Origin of the sequence: Anabaena azotica SJ-1, from assembly GCF_047275885.1 — a bacterium.
GTDB classification, from domain to species: Bacteria; Cyanobacteriota; Cyanobacteriia; order Cyanobacteriales; family Nostocaceae; genus Trichormus_B; species Trichormus_B azotica_A.
Map to the genome: position 1 here is coordinate 1,556,829 of NZ_CP178454.1, position 19,789 is coordinate 1,576,617.

The 19,789-nt window shown below is 40.7% G+C and carries 16 protein-coding genes and 1 pseudogene; 7 read left to right on the forward strand and 10 right to left on the reverse strand.

From position 1 onward, the window contains the following. Positions 1-246 precede the first annotated feature (246 nt). Positions 247-1,131, forward strand: a complete 885-nt coding sequence (locus ACLLO5_RS06710) for a tetratricopeptide repeat protein (RefSeq protein WP_413174702.1) — start codon at positions 247-249, stop codon at positions 1,129-1,131. 165 nt (positions 1,132-1,296) lie between these two features. On the opposite strand, the gene ACLLO5_RS06715 is transcribed toward ACLLO5_RS06710, so the two are convergent. Continuing rightward, positions 1,297-1,701 carry a response regulator gene (locus tag ACLLO5_RS06715; RefSeq protein ID WP_413174703.1) on the reverse strand — a complete coding sequence of 135 codons (405 nt, stop codon included), beginning with the start codon at positions 1,699-1,701 and terminating at the stop codon, positions 1,297-1,299. Positions 1,702-2,075: 374 nt separating this feature from the next. Here ACLLO5_RS06715 and gyrA point away from each other — a divergent pair, with 374 nt between their 5' ends. After that, positions 2,076-4,583, forward strand: a complete 2,508-nt coding sequence (gyrA, locus tag ACLLO5_RS06720) for a DNA gyrase subunit A (RefSeq protein ID WP_413174704.1) — start codon at positions 2,076-2,078, stop codon at positions 4,581-4,583. 256 nt (positions 4,584-4,839) lie between these two features. Then, positions 4,840-5,019, forward strand: a complete 180-nt coding sequence (locus tag ACLLO5_RS06725; RefSeq protein ID WP_413174705.1) for a chlorophyll a/b-binding protein — start codon at positions 4,840-4,842, stop codon at positions 5,017-5,019. Between the two features lie 219 nt (positions 5,020-5,238). On the opposite strand, the gene rpoD is transcribed toward ACLLO5_RS06725, so the two are convergent. Both rpoD and gyrB read right to left on the reverse strand, forming a co-directional pair. Continuing rightward, positions 5,239-6,411, reverse strand: coding sequence for an RNA polymerase sigma factor RpoD (gene rpoD / locus ACLLO5_RS06730; RefSeq protein WP_413174706.1), 1,173 nt, complete (start codon positions 6,409-6,411; stop codon positions 5,239-5,241). 1,000 nt (positions 6,412-7,411) lie between these two features. Continuing rightward, positions 7,412-10,654: a DNA topoisomerase (ATP-hydrolyzing) subunit B gene (gene gyrB / locus ACLLO5_RS06735; protein ID WP_413174707.1), complete on the reverse strand. Its 3,243-nt coding sequence runs from the start codon at positions 10,652-10,654 to the stop codon at positions 7,412-7,414. A gap of 178 nt (positions 10,655-10,832) precedes the next feature. Here gyrB and miaA point away from each other — a divergent pair, with 178 nt between their 5' ends. Continuing rightward, a complete protein-coding gene (gene miaA, locus ACLLO5_RS06740) occupies positions 10,833-11,732 on the forward strand; it encodes a tRNA (adenosine(37)-N6)-dimethylallyltransferase MiaA (RefSeq protein ID WP_413174708.1) in 900 nt (299 codons plus the stop codon). A gap of 28 nt (positions 11,733-11,760) precedes the next feature. Here miaA and ACLLO5_RS06745 read toward each other — a convergent pair whose 3' ends face one another. From ACLLO5_RS06745 to ACLLO5_RS06755, 3 genes are all read right to left on the reverse strand, one after another. Further along, positions 11,761-12,054 (reverse strand): antibiotic biosynthesis monooxygenase family protein, encoded by a 294-nt coding sequence (locus ACLLO5_RS06745; RefSeq protein WP_413174709.1) that lies wholly within the window; start codon positions 12,052-12,054, stop codon positions 11,761-11,763. Between the two features lie 128 nt (positions 12,055-12,182). After that, positions 12,183-12,584: a helix-turn-helix domain-containing protein gene (locus ACLLO5_RS06750; protein WP_413174710.1), complete on the reverse strand. Its 402-nt coding sequence runs from the start codon at positions 12,582-12,584 to the stop codon at positions 12,183-12,185. After that, complete coding sequence (locus ACLLO5_RS06755; RefSeq protein ID WP_413174711.1) at positions 12,568-12,867, reverse strand: type II toxin-antitoxin system HigB family toxin; 300 nt, start codon at positions 12,865-12,867, stop codon at positions 12,568-12,570. Before ACLLO5_RS06755 ends, ACLLO5_RS06750 begins: the two co-directional genes overlap by 17 nt. Before the next feature lie 634 nt (positions 12,868-13,501). Here ACLLO5_RS06755 and ACLLO5_RS06760 point away from each other — a divergent pair. After that, positions 13,502-14,125 (forward strand): TMEM165/GDT1 family protein, encoded by a 624-nt coding sequence (locus ACLLO5_RS06760; RefSeq protein ID WP_413174712.1) that lies wholly within the window; start codon positions 13,502-13,504, stop codon positions 14,123-14,125. 58 nt (positions 14,126-14,183) lie between these two features. Here ACLLO5_RS06760 and ACLLO5_RS06765 read toward each other — a convergent pair whose 3' ends face one another. Both ACLLO5_RS06765 and ACLLO5_RS06770 read right to left on the reverse strand, forming a co-directional pair. Beyond that, positions 14,184-15,125 (reverse strand): nucleotidyl transferase AbiEii/AbiGii toxin family protein, encoded by a 942-nt coding sequence (locus ACLLO5_RS06765; RefSeq protein WP_413174713.1) that lies wholly within the window; start codon positions 15,123-15,125, stop codon positions 14,184-14,186. Further along, complete coding sequence (locus ACLLO5_RS06770) at positions 15,122-15,718, reverse strand: type IV toxin-antitoxin system AbiEi family antitoxin domain-containing protein (RefSeq protein ID WP_413174714.1); 597 nt, start codon at positions 15,716-15,718, stop codon at positions 15,122-15,124. The genes ACLLO5_RS06765 and ACLLO5_RS06770 overlap by 4 nt, the downstream gene beginning before the upstream one ends. Before the next feature lie 157 nt (positions 15,719-15,875). Between ACLLO5_RS06770 and ACLLO5_RS06775 the strand changes: the two are divergent. Then, positions 15,876-15,992 (forward strand): annotated as a pseudogene (locus ACLLO5_RS06775) (UPF0016 domain-containing protein); the annotation flags it as partial. Between the two features lie 120 nt (positions 15,993-16,112). Here ACLLO5_RS06775 and ACLLO5_RS06780 read toward each other — a convergent pair. Next, positions 16,113-17,018, reverse strand: a complete 906-nt coding sequence (locus ACLLO5_RS06780) for a tetratricopeptide repeat protein (RefSeq protein WP_413174715.1) — start codon at positions 17,016-17,018, stop codon at positions 16,113-16,115. Positions 17,019-17,400: 382 nt separating this feature from the next. Between ACLLO5_RS06780 and ACLLO5_RS06785 the strand changes: the two genes are divergently transcribed. Continuing rightward, on the forward strand, positions 17,401-18,420 hold the full coding sequence (locus tag ACLLO5_RS06785; protein WP_413174716.1) for a hypothetical protein: 1,020 nt from the start codon (positions 17,401-17,403) through the stop codon (positions 18,418-18,420). Between the two features lie 93 nt (positions 18,421-18,513). Here the strand turns inward: ACLLO5_RS06785 and ACLLO5_RS06790 are convergent, their stop codons facing one another. Further along, complete coding sequence (locus ACLLO5_RS06790) at positions 18,514-19,683, reverse strand: homocysteine biosynthesis protein (protein WP_413174717.1); 1,170 nt, start codon at positions 19,681-19,683, stop codon at positions 18,514-18,516. Between the last annotated feature and the right edge of the window lie 106 nt (positions 19,684-19,789).

The following is a 19,789-nucleotide window of genomic DNA, read 5'->3' on the forward strand; positions in this document are numbered from 1 at the left end:
GAGATACAGCCCTCTGGGATCAGCTAAGTTAGACTCGTTGATTGGTTCTATTGAACGGTTAATTGGTTTAAGCATTGCCAGCAATGGATAGTTGATTTTAAGGTTTGTCGCTGAAACAGAAAACCTAAAAAGCAATTTTTAGAATCACCGCACTTTTAGGGCGGTGAGAACGTCAAGTTTCGTCTTCAGCAGAGATGGTTTAAGCTATCTGAAAGATTCTTCGATTTGTGGTTAAGAGGCGGTAGTGTGCCAAAACACCTTCATTTAATTTCTCTTCTGGTTGTCTGTAGTTTGTGGAATCTGCCAAAAGCAGTTCACGCGCAGGCGCTTATACCTTATACACTGCAACTTGATACAGCAAAGTTGGAGAAGCAGGGGTTAAGCTTGGCGCAAGAAGCGGCTCAATTAGCGCAGTTTCAACAAATTGATTTAGCTTTGCCAAGAGCGAGACTGGCTACTCAACTAGCTCCTCAAAATGATAAAGTATGGTTGCTGTTAGGTGGATTACATTTACAAACTAAAGAGTTTGATGCGGCAATTACCGCATTGCAAAAAGCCCAGACGCTTAATCCCAAAAATGCTGATATTTTGTTTGCGTTGGGTTCAGCTAATTTCCAAAAGCAAAATTACCAGGCTTCAGCAGAACATTACCAAACAGGGTTGAAGTTAAAACCCAATGACCCAGAAGGCTTGTTCGATTTGGGTAATGCTTATTATATGTTAGGTCGCCTACCAGATGCGATCGCTAAATTTAATCAAGCCATTTCCCAAGATAAAAAATTCTGGCCTGCAATTAACAACATTGGTTTAATCAAATATGAACAGGGTGATGTTCAAGGTGCGATTAAGCAATGGCAGGAATCAGTAGCTATTGATAAACAAGCCGCAGAACCTTTATTAGCACTTGCTGTAGCACTTTATACTACTGGCAACCAAAAAGAAGGTTTAGCAATGGGAGAAGCAGCAATTCGCATAGACCAACGCTATGCAGACTTAGAGTTTCTTAAACAAAACCTCTGGGGTACACGCTTGCTGGTGGACACAAAAAAATTCCTAGAATTGCCCCGCATTCAATCAGCCCTAGATCCCCAAGAAGGTGTATTAATCCCCAGTCAAAAACCTGCACAGTAGGAGCATTGGTAATTGGTAATTAAATTTACCATTACCAGTTTCCTACTCAAATATTTGCCTAATTTCACCCTTCTATAGTACATATATTCTGTATAGTCATAATAAGTAGCCCCAAATATTGAACATATTTATTGGGTGGGCTTTGTTGACATCAGTCGTCAATTCTCAGGGTTCATTTTTGGGTAGAAGTGCCACGATCTGGTCAACAAATAGTTGATGATCAACAACTGGTTTTGAGATGTAGCCATCAGCACCACTTTGCTTAAGAAAGTTCTCGCGATCGCCTTCCATTGCGTGTGCAGTTACTAAAATCACAGGTAAATCAGCTGTTTGCGGATCAGATTTTAACATTTGTGTAATTTTTATGCCATCAACAGACTTACCGTGATACATACTGCGTGACAGAGAAACATCCATTAAAATCAAGTCAGCTTCTCCCGCTTGGGCAATTTTGATGACTTCTTCCACATCCTCCGTGTGTTTTACCCCCAAGCCCCCGCGTTTGGTCAGAATCTTGGAGAAAACACGAGCATTAATCAGATCATCTTCGACAATTAAAACAGTTCTCATGAGAATTTAACTTAAATAAGTGTGAGGGAAATCAAGTAATTTAAAACATACCTAAAGAACACGATGCTCATGTATTATTTGTGCATGAACACTGGAAAATCCTCAATTCCAGATAAAAAAACTAATAAAGAACATCATCATAAACGAGGAGTGTATGTAAATTAAATGTATAACAGATTAGCGATTGATCAAAACGGTCATCTAAATTTTGGATTGAATGATCAATTATAAATCCTCAGCATTAAGGATACTGTTTTTTATCCTCCAAGGATCAAAATTGTGTAAGTAATGCTATTTCATTCGTTAAGCTGTGGTTGCTACAGTGTTAAGTTTCAGAGACTTTTGTGTAGTTAAAATTCAGGGAAAAGAGCTTCATGGCAAAACAGTTAAACCTGCTCTCAACAGGACAGGTCATCACAACAGCCCTGCACACCGAGATGCAACGGTCTTACCTAGAATATGCCATGAGTGTGATAGTCGGGCGAGCCTTACCAGACGTGCGCGATGGCTTAAAGCCCGTGCATCGGCGGATTTTATATGCCATGCACGAACTCGGCTTAACACCAGACAGACCCTATAGAAAATGCGCCCGTGTAGTTGGCGACGTATTAGGTAAGTACCATCCTCACGGAGATCAGTCAGTTTACGATGCCCTAGTCAGACTCGTGCAGGAGTTTTCCAGTCGTTACCCCTTATTGGCAGGACATGGTAACTTTGGCAGCGTTGATAATGACCCACCAGCAGCAATGCGTTATACAGAAACGCGCCTTGCTCCAGTTGGTCATGAAGGAATGTTGACAGAAATTGGTGAAGAAACTGTGGAATTTATCGGTAACTTCGATAACTCCCAGCAAGAACCAACAGTATTACCTGCTCAGTTACCATTCCTCTTACTCAATGGCTGTGCTGGTATTGCTGTAGGGATGGCGACCAATATTCCACCACACAACTTAGGAGAAGTTGTTGATGGCTTAATAGCTTTAATTGACAACCCAGATTTGACGGATGAAAAGTTATTCGAGATCATTCCCGGTCCAGACTTTCCCACAGGTGGGGAAATCGTCGGTAATTCAGGGATTCGGGAAGCATATACCACCGGAAAAGGCGGAATTGTATTGCGGGGTGTGGCAACTCTAGAAGAAATGCTGCCCACTAAGGGAAGTAAGCGCCGGACAGCAATTATTATTACAGAACTGCCCTATCAGGTGAATAAAGCGGGTTGGATTGAAAAAGTAGCGGATTTAGTCAATCAAGGGCGTTTACAAGGAATTTCTGATTTGCGGGATGAGAGCGATCGCGAAGGAATGCGAGTAGTCATTGAACTCAAACGCGACACCAACCCCCAAGAAATTCTCCAGCACTTGTATCATCAAACCGCCTTACAAACAACCTTTGGGGCGATTCTCTTGGCCTTAGTAGAAGGACAACCCCGTCAGTTAAGCCTGCGACAGACGTTGCAAGAATTTCTCAACTTCCGAGAACATACCCTCAACCGTCGCTACAGCTACGAACTAGGCAAAGCTGAAAATCGAGTAACCGTCGTTGCTGGCTTATTGAAAGCCTTATCTCAGCTAGATGAAGTAATAGCCATTTTACGCCAAGCAGCCGATGGCAGTACAGCCAAAATGAACCTTTGTCGCCAACTCAATTTGAGCGAAGTGCAAGCGGATGCAATTTTGTCCATGCCATTACGCCGCCTCACCAGCTTAGAACAGCAAAATTTGCAGCAAGAGTTTGACGACCTCAACGAGCAAATTACCTCATTGCGGAGATTACTGGAAGACAGACGGGAATTACTAAAAGCATTAAAAAAAGACTTACGAAGTCTCAAACGTAAATACAGCGACCCTCGACGCACCAAAATTTTAGCGATCAACGAAACCCCCATCAAATCAGAAAAGGGAACAACAGAAACAGAGGAAAATCCAAAATCCAAAATCCAAAATCTAAAATCGGAACAGCCTCCAGAAGAAGCAATTCTCGAATTTACCCAGCGTGGTTATGTGCGTCGTCTCTCCCCCACCGGGAAAAAGCCAAAAGCAGAAAACGGTTTGCATGAAAACGACTTCATTATTCAAACCGAGTCAACTAACACCGAGAAAGATTTGCTAATCCTGAATACAGGAGGCAAAGTTTACCCAGTCAAAGTAGGAGATATTCCCGCCGTCACTGGACGTTCTCCACGGGGAACTCCATTAATCACCATGCTTACTAGTACCGCACAAGGCAATGTAGAGGGTGTTGTCAACCGCTTTGTGCTGCCAGAAACACCAGAAGCGTCTCAGATGGTTCTCCTGACTAAGCAAGGGCGGATTAAGCGCCTATCTATGGAAGAATTTGCAAACCTCAGTCGGCGCGGGATCACGATTTTAAAACTTAAAGATGACGATGAATTATCTTTTACTCAGTTCATCACCACAGGTCAGCATCTGATTTTAGCTAGTTCTAGCGGTCGTCTATTGAGATTTGTAGTCAATGAAGAACAATTGCCGATTATGGGTCGGGCAGCAATGGGTTTACAAGCATTCCGGCTATTGAAAAATCAGCAAATGGTTGGCTGTGCAACTGTTGGCAAAGATGACCAGTTATTGCTAGTTACTCAAGAAGGATATGCCAAACGCATACCTGCCAGTAATCTAAGAGCAGCGAATCGCGGTGATTTGGGTATCCAAATGCTGAAATTCCATAACAAAACTGACAACTTAGCTGGTATGTTGCGTGCTACCCCAGGTGTAGAAGTGGCGCTAGTCACCAATAAGGAGCGAGTAGTGCGAATACCTGTAGACACAGTACCAATTTTAGACAGAGATGCTAAAGGTGAAAGTGTCTTGCAACTCAACCGAGATGAGAAAATCCTTACTGTTGTTGAAGTGCGAGTGTAGAGATCAATAACCCCGTTCTGTAAAGGGACGGGGCTTTTCAGAAATTAACTCAAAAAATATTTCAAGTCCTGACGATTTGAAAAAATTTGCTTTATCTATCCATTGAGGTGTTTTACTAGCTGATTTATGAGATGTGTAAACATAACTTTATAAAAAAATACAAAAGTATCAATCAATCTTGCATTATTGAAAATATTTGTTATATTAGTTTACATAGAGCAATAAAGTTTAGTAAATCTTAATTGGAGTGCGAACCATGACTAACGCAACAAAAACTATTACTTCCGTACCTGAAGACCGTAACGGCTGGCGTTGGGGATTCACCCCACAAGCAGAAATTTGGAATGGTCGCTTGGCTATGATTGGCTTTTTAGCAGCTGCTTTAATCGAGTTGTTCTCTGGCCAAGGCTTCCTACACTTCTGGGGTATTCTGTAAATTTTGAGACACAAAATTAAAATTCTCTGTAAACTAAAAAACCTGGTAGTTAATCAAAACTACCAGGTTTCTTTCATTTATCAGTTAAAGAAGGAGGCAGAAGAAGCAGGGGGGCGGGGTGCAGGGGTGCAGATGAGAATAATATATTGATCATCCATATCCCTATTCCCTCTTCACTGTCACCTGTCACCTGTCACCTGTCACCTGTCACCTGTTATCCTACCGAATATATTCCTTGAGGACGCTGTTACGATTGGGGTGGCGTAATTTGCGTAGTGCTTTAGCCTCAATTTGGCGGATTCTTTCGCGGGTAACGTTGAAAATCTGACCGATTTCTTCAAGGGTTTTCATTCGTCCATCATCTAGACCGTAGCGGAGTCTAAGAACATCTCGTTCACGGGGGCTGAGACTATCGAGGACTTTTTCTAGGTCTTCACGGAGAAGATTTTTAGAAACTTGATCTTCTGGTGTTTCTCCATCAGATTCAATAAAATCACCCAAACGGGAATCTTCTTCTTTACCAATAGGTGTTTCTAGTGAAATTGGCAACTGGGCAGATTTAGCAATAAACCGCAGTTTCTCGATGGTCATTTCCATACGAGTTGCAATTTCCTCTTCTGTGGGTTTGCGACCCATTTCTTGAGATAATAGCTTGGTAGTTTTCTTGATTCGTGATATGGTTTCGTAGAGGTGAACAGGTAGACGAATGGTGCGAGATTGATCAGCGATCGCTCTTGTAATTGCCTGACGAATCCACCATGTAGCGTAGGTAGAAAACTTATAACCTTTTTCGTGGTCGAACTTTTCAGCCGCGCGAATCAAACCTAGACTTCCTTCTTGAATCAAGTCTTGGAAAGACAAGCCACGATTCATATATTTTTTGGCAATGGAAACTACAAGACGTAGGTTCGATTGCACCATTTTATCTTTCGCTCTGCGACCTACGTGCAGGCGATAACGGAAGGTAGGTAATGGCAATTGTACCGCTTCTGCCCATTCCTTAAATTGGGGTTCGCGTTCTAACTGTTCGTACAGTCGATCCCGCACCCTTTCCAATTCCAGTAAATCCGCAATTTTCCGCGCCAATTCGATTTCTTCATCTGCTCGTAATAGACGAATACGACCAATTTCTTGCAGATAAAGACGAATCGAGTCTTCAGTGTAGTGCTTTTTCTTGCTTTGTGTCCGACGACGCGATTTAGCGGCTTTTCCAGACTTTGCGTCGTCCTCATCAGGCTGAGGCTCTAAAAAATCATCAATTTCGCCATCATCGGTAAGCAATAAGTCCTCTTCATCCTCAATCAATAAGAGTTCTTCTTCGATCTCAGGCGGATTTATCATTTCTAGGTCAGGCTGATAAATGCTGTCGAGTACGTTGTTAGCCTGGTTCATGCCGCGTTCCTCATGCTCCTTGCAGAATCAATTACTCAAGATGTGGTTACTGCTCTTTTGATCGAGCTATTTGTTTACCGGAAATAGGCTTTTGGCTAATTTACCTATAATTTTTCCGGTGATTTTGCCTCTACATGGAGGCGGAGTTTTTACTTTAGTAGCAACGATCACTGTGATGTAATTTGCTCAATTAAAGTAAAATTCATCGCTGTCGCCGTTGTACACAACTTCTGATTGGCTGGCTGAAAACCAGACGCACCTTAATCAATAAATTAACCACTTCAGACATTATAGATATGACTGCTGGCAGATTTACTTGTCAAGACTGTTCCGATTGTAGCCTGTTTCACAGAAATTGCACTATTTTTGTGTCTTAATTACGAACTCATTCAGCAAGGTGAAGCCACTTTTATCAAAAAGACATTAAAAACGGTAGTCACACCATTAAATCTTGTCGAAAACTTTTTGGTTTTGCAGTGGCATTCTCATTAGATTAAAAGGTAGGCACACTTGCCCCTGAGAGATTCTAGGTTTTAAGTACAACAATAGTTTTCACGGCAACAGAAGATTAGATGTTAACTCAAGTTAGCAGTACTAATGCACCCGTTTTTACAATTCGTTTATAAATTGCTTATTTGAGATAGCAAAGCTAGGCTAACCGCTAGGTAGATAGGGTAAATAGTTCAGCGGTGGTGCTTGTTTCTAGGCACTAAGCCTTGTATATGCTATGCCGATAACCTGAACTAAGGAGTTAAGGTTGTGGCTGAATCAGCCGATTGACAGATGAATTTAGGTTTCTGTGATTTCGGCCTTATTCACACATTAGCGCAATGCTGAGATTTCTACCTTATGCAACTTGACAAACTGTTTTTATTGTATACAACGTTATTTTAATCAGTCGAGAAATATTTTGTCACTGGAGGTAGGGAACAGGGAATAGGGAACAGGAAAAAGATAATTTATTTATTCACCCCATCACCCCATTACCCCATTACCCCAATTAGATATCTAAGTCAGTGAGGTTCAGTTTAGAACCATAGGTTTCGATGAATTCCCTTCTGGGTGCGACGCGATCGCCCATTAAGATGGTGAAAATCCGATCGGCTTCGGCTGCGTCTTCAATTTCTACTTGCTTCATTTTACGGGTTTCTGGGTTCATTGTTGTTGTCCAGAGTTGTTCTGGCATCATTTCACCCAAACCTTTGAAGCGTTGAATATTGTAGTTCGCGTTGCTGGGTAAGGTTGCAAGATGCTGTTGTAGTTCGCGATCGCTATAACAGTATTCATGATTTTTGCCTCGTTCCACTTTGTAGAGTGGTGGACAAGCAATATAAATGAAGCCTTGCTCAATTAATGCCCTTTGATACCGATAAAAGAAAGTTAACAACAAGGTACGGATGTGCGCTCCATCTACGTCCGCATCAGTCATTATGACTATACGGTGATATCGTAATTGTGCTGAATCAAATTCTTCACCTTTAACGCCCAAACCCAAGGCTGTAATTAAGGATTGAACTTCATTGTTCTTGTAAATTTTTGCGTCGTCGGTTTTTTCAATGTTTAATATTTTACCACGCAGAGGAAGAATTGCTTGCGTCCGGCGATCGCGTCCTTGTTTGGCGCTATTGTGGACAAATACACCACAGGCCAAGGCGAAGTTATGTGTTTCAGGAACTTCGATATCGTAAACGTCTACCTGTTCGGTTAAACGTTCAATACTCACAATGCGGTGGTTGTAATGAGCAACAGCTTCATAAGCTGACGCTTGATTACCATCAAAGTAGCGTTCACAGAAACTATCAAACCGTAATAAAGACTTGTCTTTTGTCTGTTGACGGTAGGCGTTATAAGCCTCTAAATCAAGCTTCCCTTGCTCAATTTCAATCTGCTTGAGAACAGCAATAGTTTTGCGATAGTAGGTTTGCTGCAAAGTCGCATGACGTTGGGCGCGAAATTCAGGTGTCCATTGCTGTTGTGTTTTTTCTCGCCGCCATGCTAACAAAGCTTCATCTTGCCATTCTTCCTTAGCCAAAAGTGATTGAGTTTCACGGGCTTGGGGATTATTTGCAAAATAGTTGCTAACTCTTTGGGCTTGGGCTAAACGGTTGGCTTCATCACTCCAATAGTCTTGCTGTGCTTGATTGAGACGTTCATGGTTTTGCTGACGATAAGTTTCGTTATTGTCATAAAACTCACGCCACTGTCCAAGCATATAGCTTTTATAAGTTTCAGAAGCCCATTGTTCCTTGGCTTGTTCTGACAAAATCTGTCGTGTTGCTGGCTGCTGCATTCTTTGGCTCATCTTGGCACGGAATTCGTGACTTTGACGAGTTTTCCGGCTCTTGTCAATTGCATCTTGACGATGTAATGTTTTTTCAACATGAGCGCGGTGTAAAGCTAAGTGTGCCTCAGCCGATAAACGCTGTAAATTGGTGGGGTTGTTATTGCGCTTGTTGAAGTCAAGATGATGACAATGTTCTCCATCTGTTAGTTTGTAAGCACCTAGAGAACGGTTATACCAATCCCCTAAGACATGGGTGAACAACCAAGAATCAGAACGGGGATTCCAAACCATTTCATAACCATCAATGGTAATCCCTGGGCTGCTCATATCAGATATTTGCCGATACAGAGGCATGAGGGAATCATGAGGGGTTAAAAATGCAGCTTGCTTATAACTACCATCGCGTAACATGAAACGATGATCGGGTGTGCAAATAATGGTTTCCCCGTTATCTAATGTCACTTTTATGACTTCAGCATTGGCTTTAGTCATGCGGGGGTTAATAATACGTTCTACCCCAATAGTGCCATCATTACGAATGGTGTAGCAGAAATGCTCTTTTCCTATTGCTTGTTCGGCGACAATTTCTTTAAAACTGAGCGATCGCCCATCAACTAATGCTACTAATGTATCACCATGAAAACAGCCACCCGCAGAATCTCCTTCTACGATAAAAATCTCTGATTCTGAGGGGTCACGGGAACTGCAATCAGCTAATTTACCGGGCAAAGGAGAGGATTCTAGGACTGATTTCCGTCTCACTAACTCCCGTGCATGGCGGGCAGCTTCAGCGGCTTTAAAGGCTTGAATAGCCTTATCTAAAATCGAATCTGCTATAGCTGGGTGAAATTCTAGGTATTCAGTGAGAACTTCACCGACAAAGGAATCAACGATACCGCGAACTTCCGTATTACCAAGTTTAGTTTTAGTTTGTCCTTCAAATTCAGGATCAGGGACTTTAACGGAAATGACAGCTGTTAAACCTTCTCGGACGTGTTCACCACTGAGGTTCGATTCATTTTCTTTAATTTTATTCCGTTTGCGAGCGATCGCATTTAATGTCCGAGTTAAAACTGCTTTTAAACCTTCTAAGTGAGTACCACCATCAATAGTACGAATATTATTAGCAAAACCTAGCACATTATCAGTGTAAGCATCAGTACACCACTGTAAAGAAACTTCTACCTGAACGTTATTACGTTCCCCCTGTACATAAATAATTTCTTCGTGTAAAGGTTGCTTCTCCCGATTCATGTAGGCGATATACTCTTTAATACCACCTTTGTATTCGTAAACTTCTATCCTTGGTGTGTCGCTCTTGAGGAGTTCGAGACGATGATCGGTGAAAATAATTTTGACACCAGCATTCAAATACGCCAACTCGCGCAAGCGACCTGATAAAGTAATGTAATCAAATTCAATACTGGTTGTAAAGATTTGTGTATCCGGCTTGAAAGTGATAGAAGTTCCAGTTCTAGCTTCTTTGTAAGGCTTTACTTGCAGTTCAGTAACCGGAAAACTCCGTTCATATCGCTGAATATGCTCCTTATTATCTCGCCAAACTGTAACTTCCACAAACTCAGACAGGGCGTTAACAACAGAAATACCAACCCCGTGTAAACCTCCAGATACCTTGTAGCCACCACCGCCAAACTTACCGCCAGCGTGGAGTACAGTTAATACGGTTTCTAAAGCCGATTTCCCGGTTTTTGGGTGAATATCAACAGGAATACCCCGACCATCATCTGTTACAGTCACGGAACCATCAGCATTGATATCCACCTCAACATGGGTACAATGACCCGCCAAAGCTTCATCAACAGAGTTGTCCACTACCTCGTAAACTAAATGATGGAGTCCTCGCGGACCTGTAGTACCGATGTACATCCCTGGTCGTTTGCGGACGGCTTCCAGACCTTCCAGAACTTGAATCTGATCGGCACTGTAACTGCTCGTCATGAAAATTCTCCTGATGCTTGGGGTTGAACTTGGCCTTTAGGCCAAAAAAGTCAAATCACCCCAAAATTATAACACAAAAGCCTTGCTGCCGTCTGTAGCGCAATTTAATGAGAAGTTTATATAAGGATAGCAACCCTTTATCAATTAAAAATTTAAAAATAAAAATAATCACTGAATAATGACTAAATTAATTGTAATTTGTGGTGCGACAGCAACGGGGAAGTCTGGTTTAGCTTTGAGTTTAGCTCAACGGTTGGGTTCAGTGATTCTGAGCGCCGATTCCCGTCAAGTATACCGCGAGTTTGACATTGGTACAGCTAAACCAAGTGTGGACGAACAGAAATTAGTACCACATTATCTGGTTGATATCTGTGAGCCAACTGAAATTATGACATTAGCAGATTACCAGGAACAAGCACAAAATTTAATTGCTAATTTGGATGTTTCCCCATTGTTGTTGGTTGGTGGAACTGGTTTATATATACGTTCTATTGTCCAGGGGATGAAAATTCCCAGAGTATCACCACAACCGGAATTGCGATCGCAATTAGAATCACTTGGACAATATCAACTTTACCCGATGTTGCAACAAGTTGATGCGATCGCAGCTCAAAAAATTCATGCTAACGACTTAGTGCGGACTTTAAGAGCATTAGAAGTATATTATGTCACTGGAGTCCCAATTTCTGAGCAACAGAGAGAAAATCCACCCAAATATCCGATTTTGCAAATATGTTTAGATTGTGAAGCAGAACATTTAGATATCAGAATTCGCAGACGTACTGAAAAAATGATAGCAGACGGTTTAGTTGCTGAAGTTGAATATTTATCTCAAAAATATGGTACTGATTTACCTTTATTGAATACTTTAGGTTATCAAGAAATCAGGCAATATTTAGCTAGTGAAATTACTTTAGATGAAGCTACAAATTTAATTGCTTTGCACACAAGACAATTTGCCAAACGTCAACGAACTTGGTTTAGACAATGTGCTAATCTTGAATATTTTGACATGGATAACCCTGATTTATTAGAACAGGTTTTACAGCGAATAAATAATTTTATTATAAACCCATAACAAAATACAGCAGATTACAAGTGCGCGACTATATTTCTACTTCTTCAAAGTGTTCAACAGTGGGAAATGGCTCATAAAAATGGTGGAGCAATTTCTTCCACTCTTGGTACTCAACTGAACCTCTAAAACCTACAGTATGCGCTTCCAGATTTTCCCATTTGACAAGTAATAAGTATTTACCTTGGACTTCTATACATTGATGAAGTTCATGGGACAGATATCCATTCATTGCAGAAATAATACTAGAAGCCTTTTTGAAAGTAGATTCAAAATCCTTTTCTAGTCCAGGCTTAATATACAATATTACTGCCTCAAGAATCATAATATTTTCTCCTAAAGATTTTAAATTTTCCCTCTTCTCATAGAAGAGAGTTAGGGAGAGTTTCTTAGACAGAAGTAGAAGTGTTGATAGTTGATTTGATTTTTATAGAACTTAATAAAAACCAAACTTCAAATAAACAAACTAGGAGAAACCTTAAAATATTCTCCCAAGGCTTTTGCTTGTGCTTTACTAATGGAACGTTTACCATTTACAACTTCTGAAACCACACCGCTGCTAGAACCAAGAATACGTACTAAGTCAGCTTGACGAATTCCGCTAGATTCCATGATGTGTTGTAAAATTTCATGCGGAGTAGACTTATCCATTGGATAATTTTCTTCCTCATAATCTTCAATTAGTTTCACAAGCAATTTATCTAATTTTTGCTCCTCTGGAGTCAGATTTTTTTTAAAAGTTAGAAATTCTGCAACTTTTAAAAGACGTTCATACTCTTCCTCTGTTTCAATTACTTGAGGAGCGATTTCTGCTAGTAATTGACTATAACTTTTATTATCAAAAGTAATCGTCATTTTTCCATTTCTCTTTATTGTATTCCGCGTGAGTTAGCAAGTATTTGTAATAAACCTTTTTAGTTTCATAATTAATCCCTACAATTAAACGGTAATCATTACCTTTGATATTAAAAACAGTAAAATCACCAACTGCTTCAGCATCTCGGTAAATTTTCCGCACATCCTCTAAATTTTGCCATTCTGCCTTTTTAACAATTTCATACCAGCTATCAATTTGTTTTTTGATATTGGGATACTTAGCTGTTTCTTCGCGGAGGTTGCAAATAGAAATTAGGTGCATAAATTTTGGGTTTGAAACGATAGTGATTTATATCAATCATTGGTTTTATCCTTTCGCTAAACGAAACAAACTAAAACAAAATATATTCAAATTGGTAAAAATATTACTGTCATTATGAAAGTAACAATAGCTTAATGAAGTATCTCAATACATTCAATAAATAAATGTAGAATTGAAATTCTGCATTACAGTTCGTTACTCTCATAACGACAATGATATTTTTACCAATTTGAATTAATATTATTCTCTCAAAATGAGAGTAAATTGTCAAGCCCTAATCACGACTAACGCAAAATCTCTCTAAAACCCTCTTACCTTCGCGTCCTTCGCGTCTATCCCTACGGGACACTACGTGAACGCGGTTCAATATCTCTTTGATTTCTTGACACCCAACGAACATCAAGGTATAATTCATATCGAATAGAAGGGGAGTAGCTGCTGGCGCGACATAAAAAGCCAGTACATTTGAATCAACATACTGGCGATGAGCCTGGTTCAGATGGCGAATAACAAAGTATTTGAAAGCGAGACCTTCACTGAGTTCACACCAAACAAGTGTGTGAGCTTCAGTGAGGTCATTAAACACTCATTAGAAGCTCCACACAGGTAAAAAATCCTACAGGAGCATTAGAGAGTGTTAACAGCATTTACAGCAGGTTTATTATTAATTACCATTTCCGAATTAGGTGATAAAACCTTTTTTATCGCTGTAATTTTGTCAATGCAGCACCCACGACGGGTAGTATTTGCTGGTGTGACAGCAGCATTAGCAGCAATGACGATTTTATCAGTGATATTTGGACAATTGCTGTCTGCTTTAACACAAGGCTCAAAAATTTATGTTCATTATGCAGAAATATTTTTGTTTATAGCTTTTGGCTTAAAACTGCTCTACGATGCCAGTAAAATGCCTGTGGCTTGTGATACAGAAGTCATAGAAGAAGCAAAAGAAGCAGTAGAAAAGGCAGAGTTAGACAGTGAGCAAAAAACCTTCTGGAGAATTTTACTGAAATCCTTTGTATTAACATTTATAGCAGAATGGGGCGATCGCACACAAATAGCCACCATAGCTTTAGCTGCTGGAAATAACCCCATTGGTGTGACAGCGGGAGCAATATTAGGACACGCAATTTGTGCTGCGATCGCCGTCATCGGTGGTAGATTAATTGCAGGTAAAATATCCGAACGGCAAATTACCTTCATTGGCGGCCTTCTGTTTATTATCTTCGGTATCGTCGCTGCTGTAGAAGGAAATTAAACTCTACACTACTGAGGTGAAAATAGCTTTTCCTGTCGGTGAGGGTTGAGTTTGACGTTTATTCAATATCTTGCCAAAACCCTCCGACATTCCAAACTTTATCAAAGCTTTCATTTTTAGCAGATGCTATACAAGGTGGCATTATAAAACTTTTAATAACAGTGACAACTTCATCAAAGGTAAGTTGCGGATTTACCTTTTTAGTTTTATGTTTATTTAAATTATTTAAAAAGGCTGTCCATTGGTTTTGTTTATTTGGATCATTAGTAAATTCTTGGGTTAAAGCTAAAGGTTCTTTTACTGGGATATCTGTTTTACGTCGGGTAAAAGTTTTTGTTATAGCTTCGCAAAGTAAATCCCCTTGAAATTCAAAATCTTTACAAAGAAACCAAATATCATAAAAATCTTTCATACGACTATTTTTTATCCCTAAATCAACCATAGCTTGAAATTTCTCAGCTATTACTGTTTCACGAGGATATATTTTCAATATTGGCTTGGGAACATTGAGAATGGTATTAACTATCTCTTCTTTCGCATCGGGTGTAACAACGTCACCAAATCCAATATCAACTTGAAGCGGACGGGGAATATTATTTAATTTTCCTATGATTTTAACTCTTACTCCTTCATATTGATGGTCTTCTTTTATTACTTGTGCTTTGATAGATTCTGGTACGAAAATAATTCCATCTTCTTCACACTCTATCAAGCAAATTTCTTGAAAAACTTTTTCTATATGTTCGACTTCATTATTGCCAAAACTTAGGAAATCTAAATCTCTTGTCGCTCTATGTGGTTCACCATTCCATACCTTAAAAAGTGTAGCTCCTTTCAAAATAAATTGTTGTTGATATGGAGATTGACTAAGCCTATATAACAGTCTTTCACCAGCATAAAGGGTTAGTAAATAATTATAGTCTTCCCCTCTTTCTTTAGATAAATTTAATAATCTAGAACGGATAGACGCTGCTATATTAGTAGGCTTTTTCGATGTCATGTGAGTGATTCTAGATAAGGGCGCATTACATTATTGACTCGACAAATTTTAGCGTAATGCCATAGTTCATCCATTGAGCATCTTCTTTCTCTCCAACATTCTCTTAGTGCTTCAAGTGCTACATCTAGACCAATTTTGTTGCGAAATTTAAAACAATCCACAACTGTTTTAGCCAAAGAATATACCCGTACATTAACACCCTCTATTTGATGGTTTTCAATACCTTCCTCTAGAGATTGACCGGACATATAAACAATTCTTAGAGGTAGAAGATTATCTTTTGGGGAACGATGTTTGTGAGGAATAGCAAGCCATACTTCAAAAGGTGATTGCGTAGTTAGTTCATAAAAACTGAGTGATGATAGAAGACAAACTACCCCACGAGGAACTCGTTTAGCAGTTTCAACCAAAGTGTGACTTTCTGTAATTTCAGCATCTGCAAAAGTATAAATACCACGAGCAGAACGTATGAGTATCCCTTGCTGTTCAAGGCGTTTAAGATACTCTCGGTGAATACCTTGTGCTTCTATGTCTTTAGCTGTAATTATGCCTTTTTCACGAGCATAATCTAGCACTTGTTGTGTTTTTGACATAATTAAACCAATGGACTTAACTCCAACACTTTTGTCATCAAATGTGATAAAGTGCCAGCAGTAGTTAACAATTGCCTACATTTTATCACAAATTTTTCTTTAACGCATCATTAAAATTAAAAAGAGTCAGTAAAAAAAGCGATCGCGCAGCACGAAGCTCGCCGTCATCGGTGGTAGATTAATTGCAGGTAAAATATCCGAACGGCAAATTACCTTCATTGGCGGCCTTCTGTTTATTATCTTCGGTATCATCGCCGCCATAGAAGGAAATTAAGTGACAGGTGACATGTGACAGGAGTCAGGAGTCAGGAGTCAGGAGTCAGGAGGATAAGAAGAAAATATTTCCCCCATCTCCCTCATCTCCCCTGCTCCCCTGCGCCCCATCTCCCCATCTTCATGGACTGGGTGTGCTTTCCGGTGATGGTGCGAGGGAAGCAGACGGGGAAGCAGACGCGGAAGGAGTTGGTATTCCTGCTGCCTTATTAATTTCATCTTTATACTGAGCAGGTGCTAAAGATGTGGCGCTTTCAAACAAAGGTTTTGCTTCGTCAACTTTGCCCTGTTCCTTGAGCAACATAGCCTTTGCTAACACAGGACGAAAATCTTGGGGATCTTTCTTGATAGCTTGCTCGTATATTGAGATAGCTTGAGTATCATTTTTCTGGAAAGCATAAACACTACCCAAAAGCACCTGTACCGCAACCACATCAACACTTCCCGGCTGAATGGTATTTGCTTGAGTAGCAGCAGATAAAGTATCTTGCAGCAAGCCAATAGCAGCTTCAGGACGTTGTTGACTGATTTGCAAATTAACCATACCCTGTAAAGCTTTGAGATCACCAGGTTTTGTGGCTAAGATCGAGCGATAAGTTTGGGCTGCACCTTCATTATCACCAATTTGCTGCTTTGCTTGTGCCAGCAGTACACCATACTCAGACTGTTGTGGATTTAATTTAGCCAACTTTTCTAAAGGTTCTATTACAGCTTGAATATCAGCAGGTTTTACTTCACCTCTGGCTTTTTGACTAAGTAATTGTAGTCGTGCTTGTACAAGTCCTTTGAGAGCAGTTTGATTTTCTGGTTCCCGTTGTAAAACCAGTTCATAACCCCGAACCTCATCAGCAAGTTGTGATTTTTGGTTAGATGCTGGAGAATTAGTAGGGCTGCTGGTAGTATTTCCAGATACTGATTGGGGATTATTCAAAGCACCAATAATGGGAATTACAGAAACCCCAATAAAAGCGGCAACTGCTAAAACTAACACGATTTGAATGATCCACCGATTACGGGGTTGAGACACAATTTTTTTCCTTATGGTGAATTTGAACGAAATTAATATTTACACAAATCGCAAAGTTAAGTTTTTCCAAAACTTTGCGGAATACGGTTATTTCACTGTGAATTTTATAACAAATAACTATCTACACTGCTAAAGTAAGTGATGACTTTAGGAGGAGCATTCAGAATTGTAGCTATGCTATGCTTCCGAAACTAGTGTCAAGGCGCTAAATTACACATTTAGTCTCTAAATGCAAAATTTCGCGCCTTTCTGCTCGAACTGGGCGCTTTAGGATGGCTAGATTAAAAGGAAATATACTTTTATCATCAGCCGAGCCAACGCTCTTTCCAGATGCCTTTATTAAATCCCACAATGGGATGTGTCTCCGCCGCAAGGAGTTTTTATGAATTCCGACCTGATGCCGTCTCCTGAATCTTCAAGTTCTACTGCCTCTAACCAGGCCCCAGCTAAAATTGACTTAGTTATTAAGTCTTCAAAACCTGATAACTCACTTGCTAACCTTGGCGATACTGATAGCAATGGGAATGTAGTCAATCGGCAACAACCGATTCCACCTCCCAGTGAACCAATGCAGTATCGAGCCATTGGCTTAGTCAGGGGTCGCTATTGTGCCACCAGTGATCAGTTTACCCAAGGAAGCTTGGTAACTGCTGATGGTGTAGAACTCAATGCCGTCCTTTTAGGTCGGATTATGAGTTTAGTCAAGAATCACCTCGATTTGGAAAAAGAACATCTGTGGGTAGTTTATCCCCGCACTAGACAAGAAAATGACTCTCTGCACATCCAAATTGTGGGGGTTTGGGAGCCGGAAAATCTGGCTAAAACTTCCCAAGAAGAGGATGGTACAGATTTGGCTTCACAAGTTTTAGAGAGGCCAGAAAATGGTTCTACTAAAAAATCTAGTCGCCAAAAGCCAGCTAAAGAGGAAATTGCCGAAACACCAAAACCCTCATCAGAAATTCCTGATGGGGAATTTTCCGTGCGCGGTGAGGTAGTTTACCAATCTTTTGAAACTAGGAGTTTGGTAGTTAAGATTAAGCAAGCTCCGCGTAAACCAACTGACAAACCTAAGTATTTTAAGTTGAAACTCCAAGGTGTGCTGGCTACTAAAGCGGTGGGCAAGTTTTGGGATTTCAAGGTCAAGCGAGATGCTGATGCATTAGCAATAGAAAATGCGGAAGCGATCGCTGATTTGCCTAAAAAACGTAAACCGCCATTTGCTAGAAGCGGTTCCCGTCCAGGTGGTGGACCCGGTAGAAGACCATTCCCCCCCAGACGCAATAATGGAGAAACTCCACGTCCGGTGAAGAAAATAGGTGGTGAACCTTCTGCGGTGTCTAAACCTGTAACTAAACCGCCAGCACCTAAGCCAGTTAAGAAGCCTAAACCCGCTGAAGAGTAGGTAATGAGGACTGGGGAAGATGGGGAAGATGGGGAAGTAATTTTCCTGATGTCCAATCACCCATTACCCATTACCCATTACCCATTACCAAAATTAAAAGTCCGTCCAACGGTCTTGGGGTAAAAAAGCTCGATCCATGGGAATGGGTGAAACTGGCTCTGTGAGGGTAAATGTGCCTGCTTCTATCCATTGTTTTAATGTATCGGCAACTTGCCGTGAGAGAAACATACTGGCTAGAGGCGCAACTCGCACCGCTTTACCCTCTATGGTGATTTTTCCTGATTTGAGTTGAGCGTAACTCACTAAACCAAAGGTGGGACGAACACGACGGGGAATGGAAAAGTCTACTATTGGTGCTACTAAGTCTTTATCTTGTACGGCGCAGCGTTCAATTACTGTTTCATTTAATACGGGAAGTGGAACGCCTACTCCCAACATTAAAGAAGGTCCGTAACTTTTGAAGTAACAACCCCGCACCCAACGAACATCCATTTGTTTGGCATCACCAATGAGGGCTAAAGTGGCTGATGGACCAATGGGTGTACGATTAGCTAATCGCTTTTGTAAGGGGAAGTGCTGGGTGCCTTCCCAAGCCACATAACCTATTCCACCACCTAAAAATATTCGCGTCCCAATCCCCACAAGTTGCAAATCGGGATCATTGAGTAGTGGGGAAATTGCGCCAGGGTTTGAGTATACGGCATTGCCTAAACGCGGTTGGAGGGGACCCAAATAAGTGTGAAGTGGGCGATCGCCTCCATTTACGCCAATAATAAAATTTTGATAAAGGTTGCGCGGATTAAATAAATAAAACTGATTGATAGTTTCACGGGTGACGGTGGTTTCAAATGTTGCCCTTGGGTAACAATCGGTAACTTGTCCTAATGCGCGTATGTGTACAGGTTTACCTGCAATTAAATCTTGGATGACATGGCCACCACCACGTTCTCGCAGTTCTTCCCCGTCCATCGCTTCTACCGCACAACTAGCACCCAAATATAAATCTACCGCACCAAAACCAGAGTAAGCTGGTACTCCGTCTATCCAGCAACGGCGGATTTTGATGGGTGGGTCTGTGTGTCCGAGATTAATAATTGCACCGCTTGACTCCATTGGTTCAAAAGTGCCGGTGGTAATGACATCAACTTCTTTAGCAGCTTTGGTGATACCGATTTCTGCTACTCGTGTTTTTAATTCTTCAACCGTCCACACTACGGCGCGTTTCTGGTTGATTTTTTCGTTAATTTCCGCAATAGTTCGCATTTTTAAAGTAGCGGATTGACCTTTTAATTATCGGGTGATATTGCGATCATATCTACATTGAGAGACAACTTGCTCTAATAAAATTTTAGGTGAATTGGTTTATACT

What these genes read in the sequence shown, in the direction of transcription:
- ACLLO5_RS06785 (WP_413174716.1), top strand. Translation starts at nt 17,401, where the DNA reads ATGAATTCCGACCTGATGCCGTCTCCTGAATCTTCAAGTTCTACTGCC.
- gyrB (WP_413174707.1), bottom strand. Translation starts at nt 10,654, where the DNA reads ATGACGAGCAGTTACAGTGCCGATCAGATTCAAGTTCTGGAAGGTCTG.
- rpoD (WP_413174706.1), bottom strand. Translation starts at nt 6,411, where the DNA reads ATGAACCAGGCTAACAACGTACTCGACAGCATTTATCAGCCTGACCTA.
- ACLLO5_RS06770 (WP_413174714.1), bottom strand. Translation starts at nt 15,718, where the DNA reads ATGTCAAAAACACAACAAGTGCTAGATTATGCTCGTGAAAAAGGCATA.
- ACLLO5_RS06765 (WP_413174713.1), bottom strand. Translation starts at nt 15,125, where the DNA reads ATGACATCGAAAAAGCCTACTAATATAGCAGCGTCTATCCGTTCTAGA.
- ACLLO5_RS06725 (WP_413174705.1), top strand. Translation starts at nt 4,840, where the DNA reads ATGACTAACGCAACAAAAACTATTACTTCCGTACCTGAAGACCGTAAC.
- gyrA (WP_413174704.1), top strand. Translation starts at nt 2,076, where the DNA reads ATGGCAAAACAGTTAAACCTGCTCTCAACAGGACAGGTCATCACAACA.
- ACLLO5_RS06750 (WP_413174710.1), bottom strand. Translation starts at nt 12,584, where the DNA reads ATGACGATTACTTTTGATAATAAAAGTTATAGTCAATTACTAGCAGAA.
- ACLLO5_RS06790 (WP_413174717.1), bottom strand. Translation starts at nt 19,683, where the DNA reads ATGCGAACTATTGCGGAAATTAACGAAAAAATCAACCAGAAACGCGCC.
- ACLLO5_RS06755 (WP_413174711.1), bottom strand. Translation starts at nt 12,867, where the DNA reads ATGCACCTAATTTCTATTTGCAACCTCCGCGAAGAAACAGCTAAGTAT.
- ACLLO5_RS06715 (WP_413174703.1), bottom strand. Translation starts at nt 1,701, where the DNA reads ATGAGAACTGTTTTAATTGTCGAAGATGATCTGATTAATGCTCGTGTT.
- miaA (WP_413174708.1), top strand. Translation starts at nt 10,833, where the DNA reads ATGACTAAATTAATTGTAATTTGTGGTGCGACAGCAACGGGGAAGTCT.
- ACLLO5_RS06745 (WP_413174709.1), bottom strand. Translation starts at nt 12,054, where the DNA reads ATGATTCTTGAGGCAGTAATATTGTATATTAAGCCTGGACTAGAAAAG.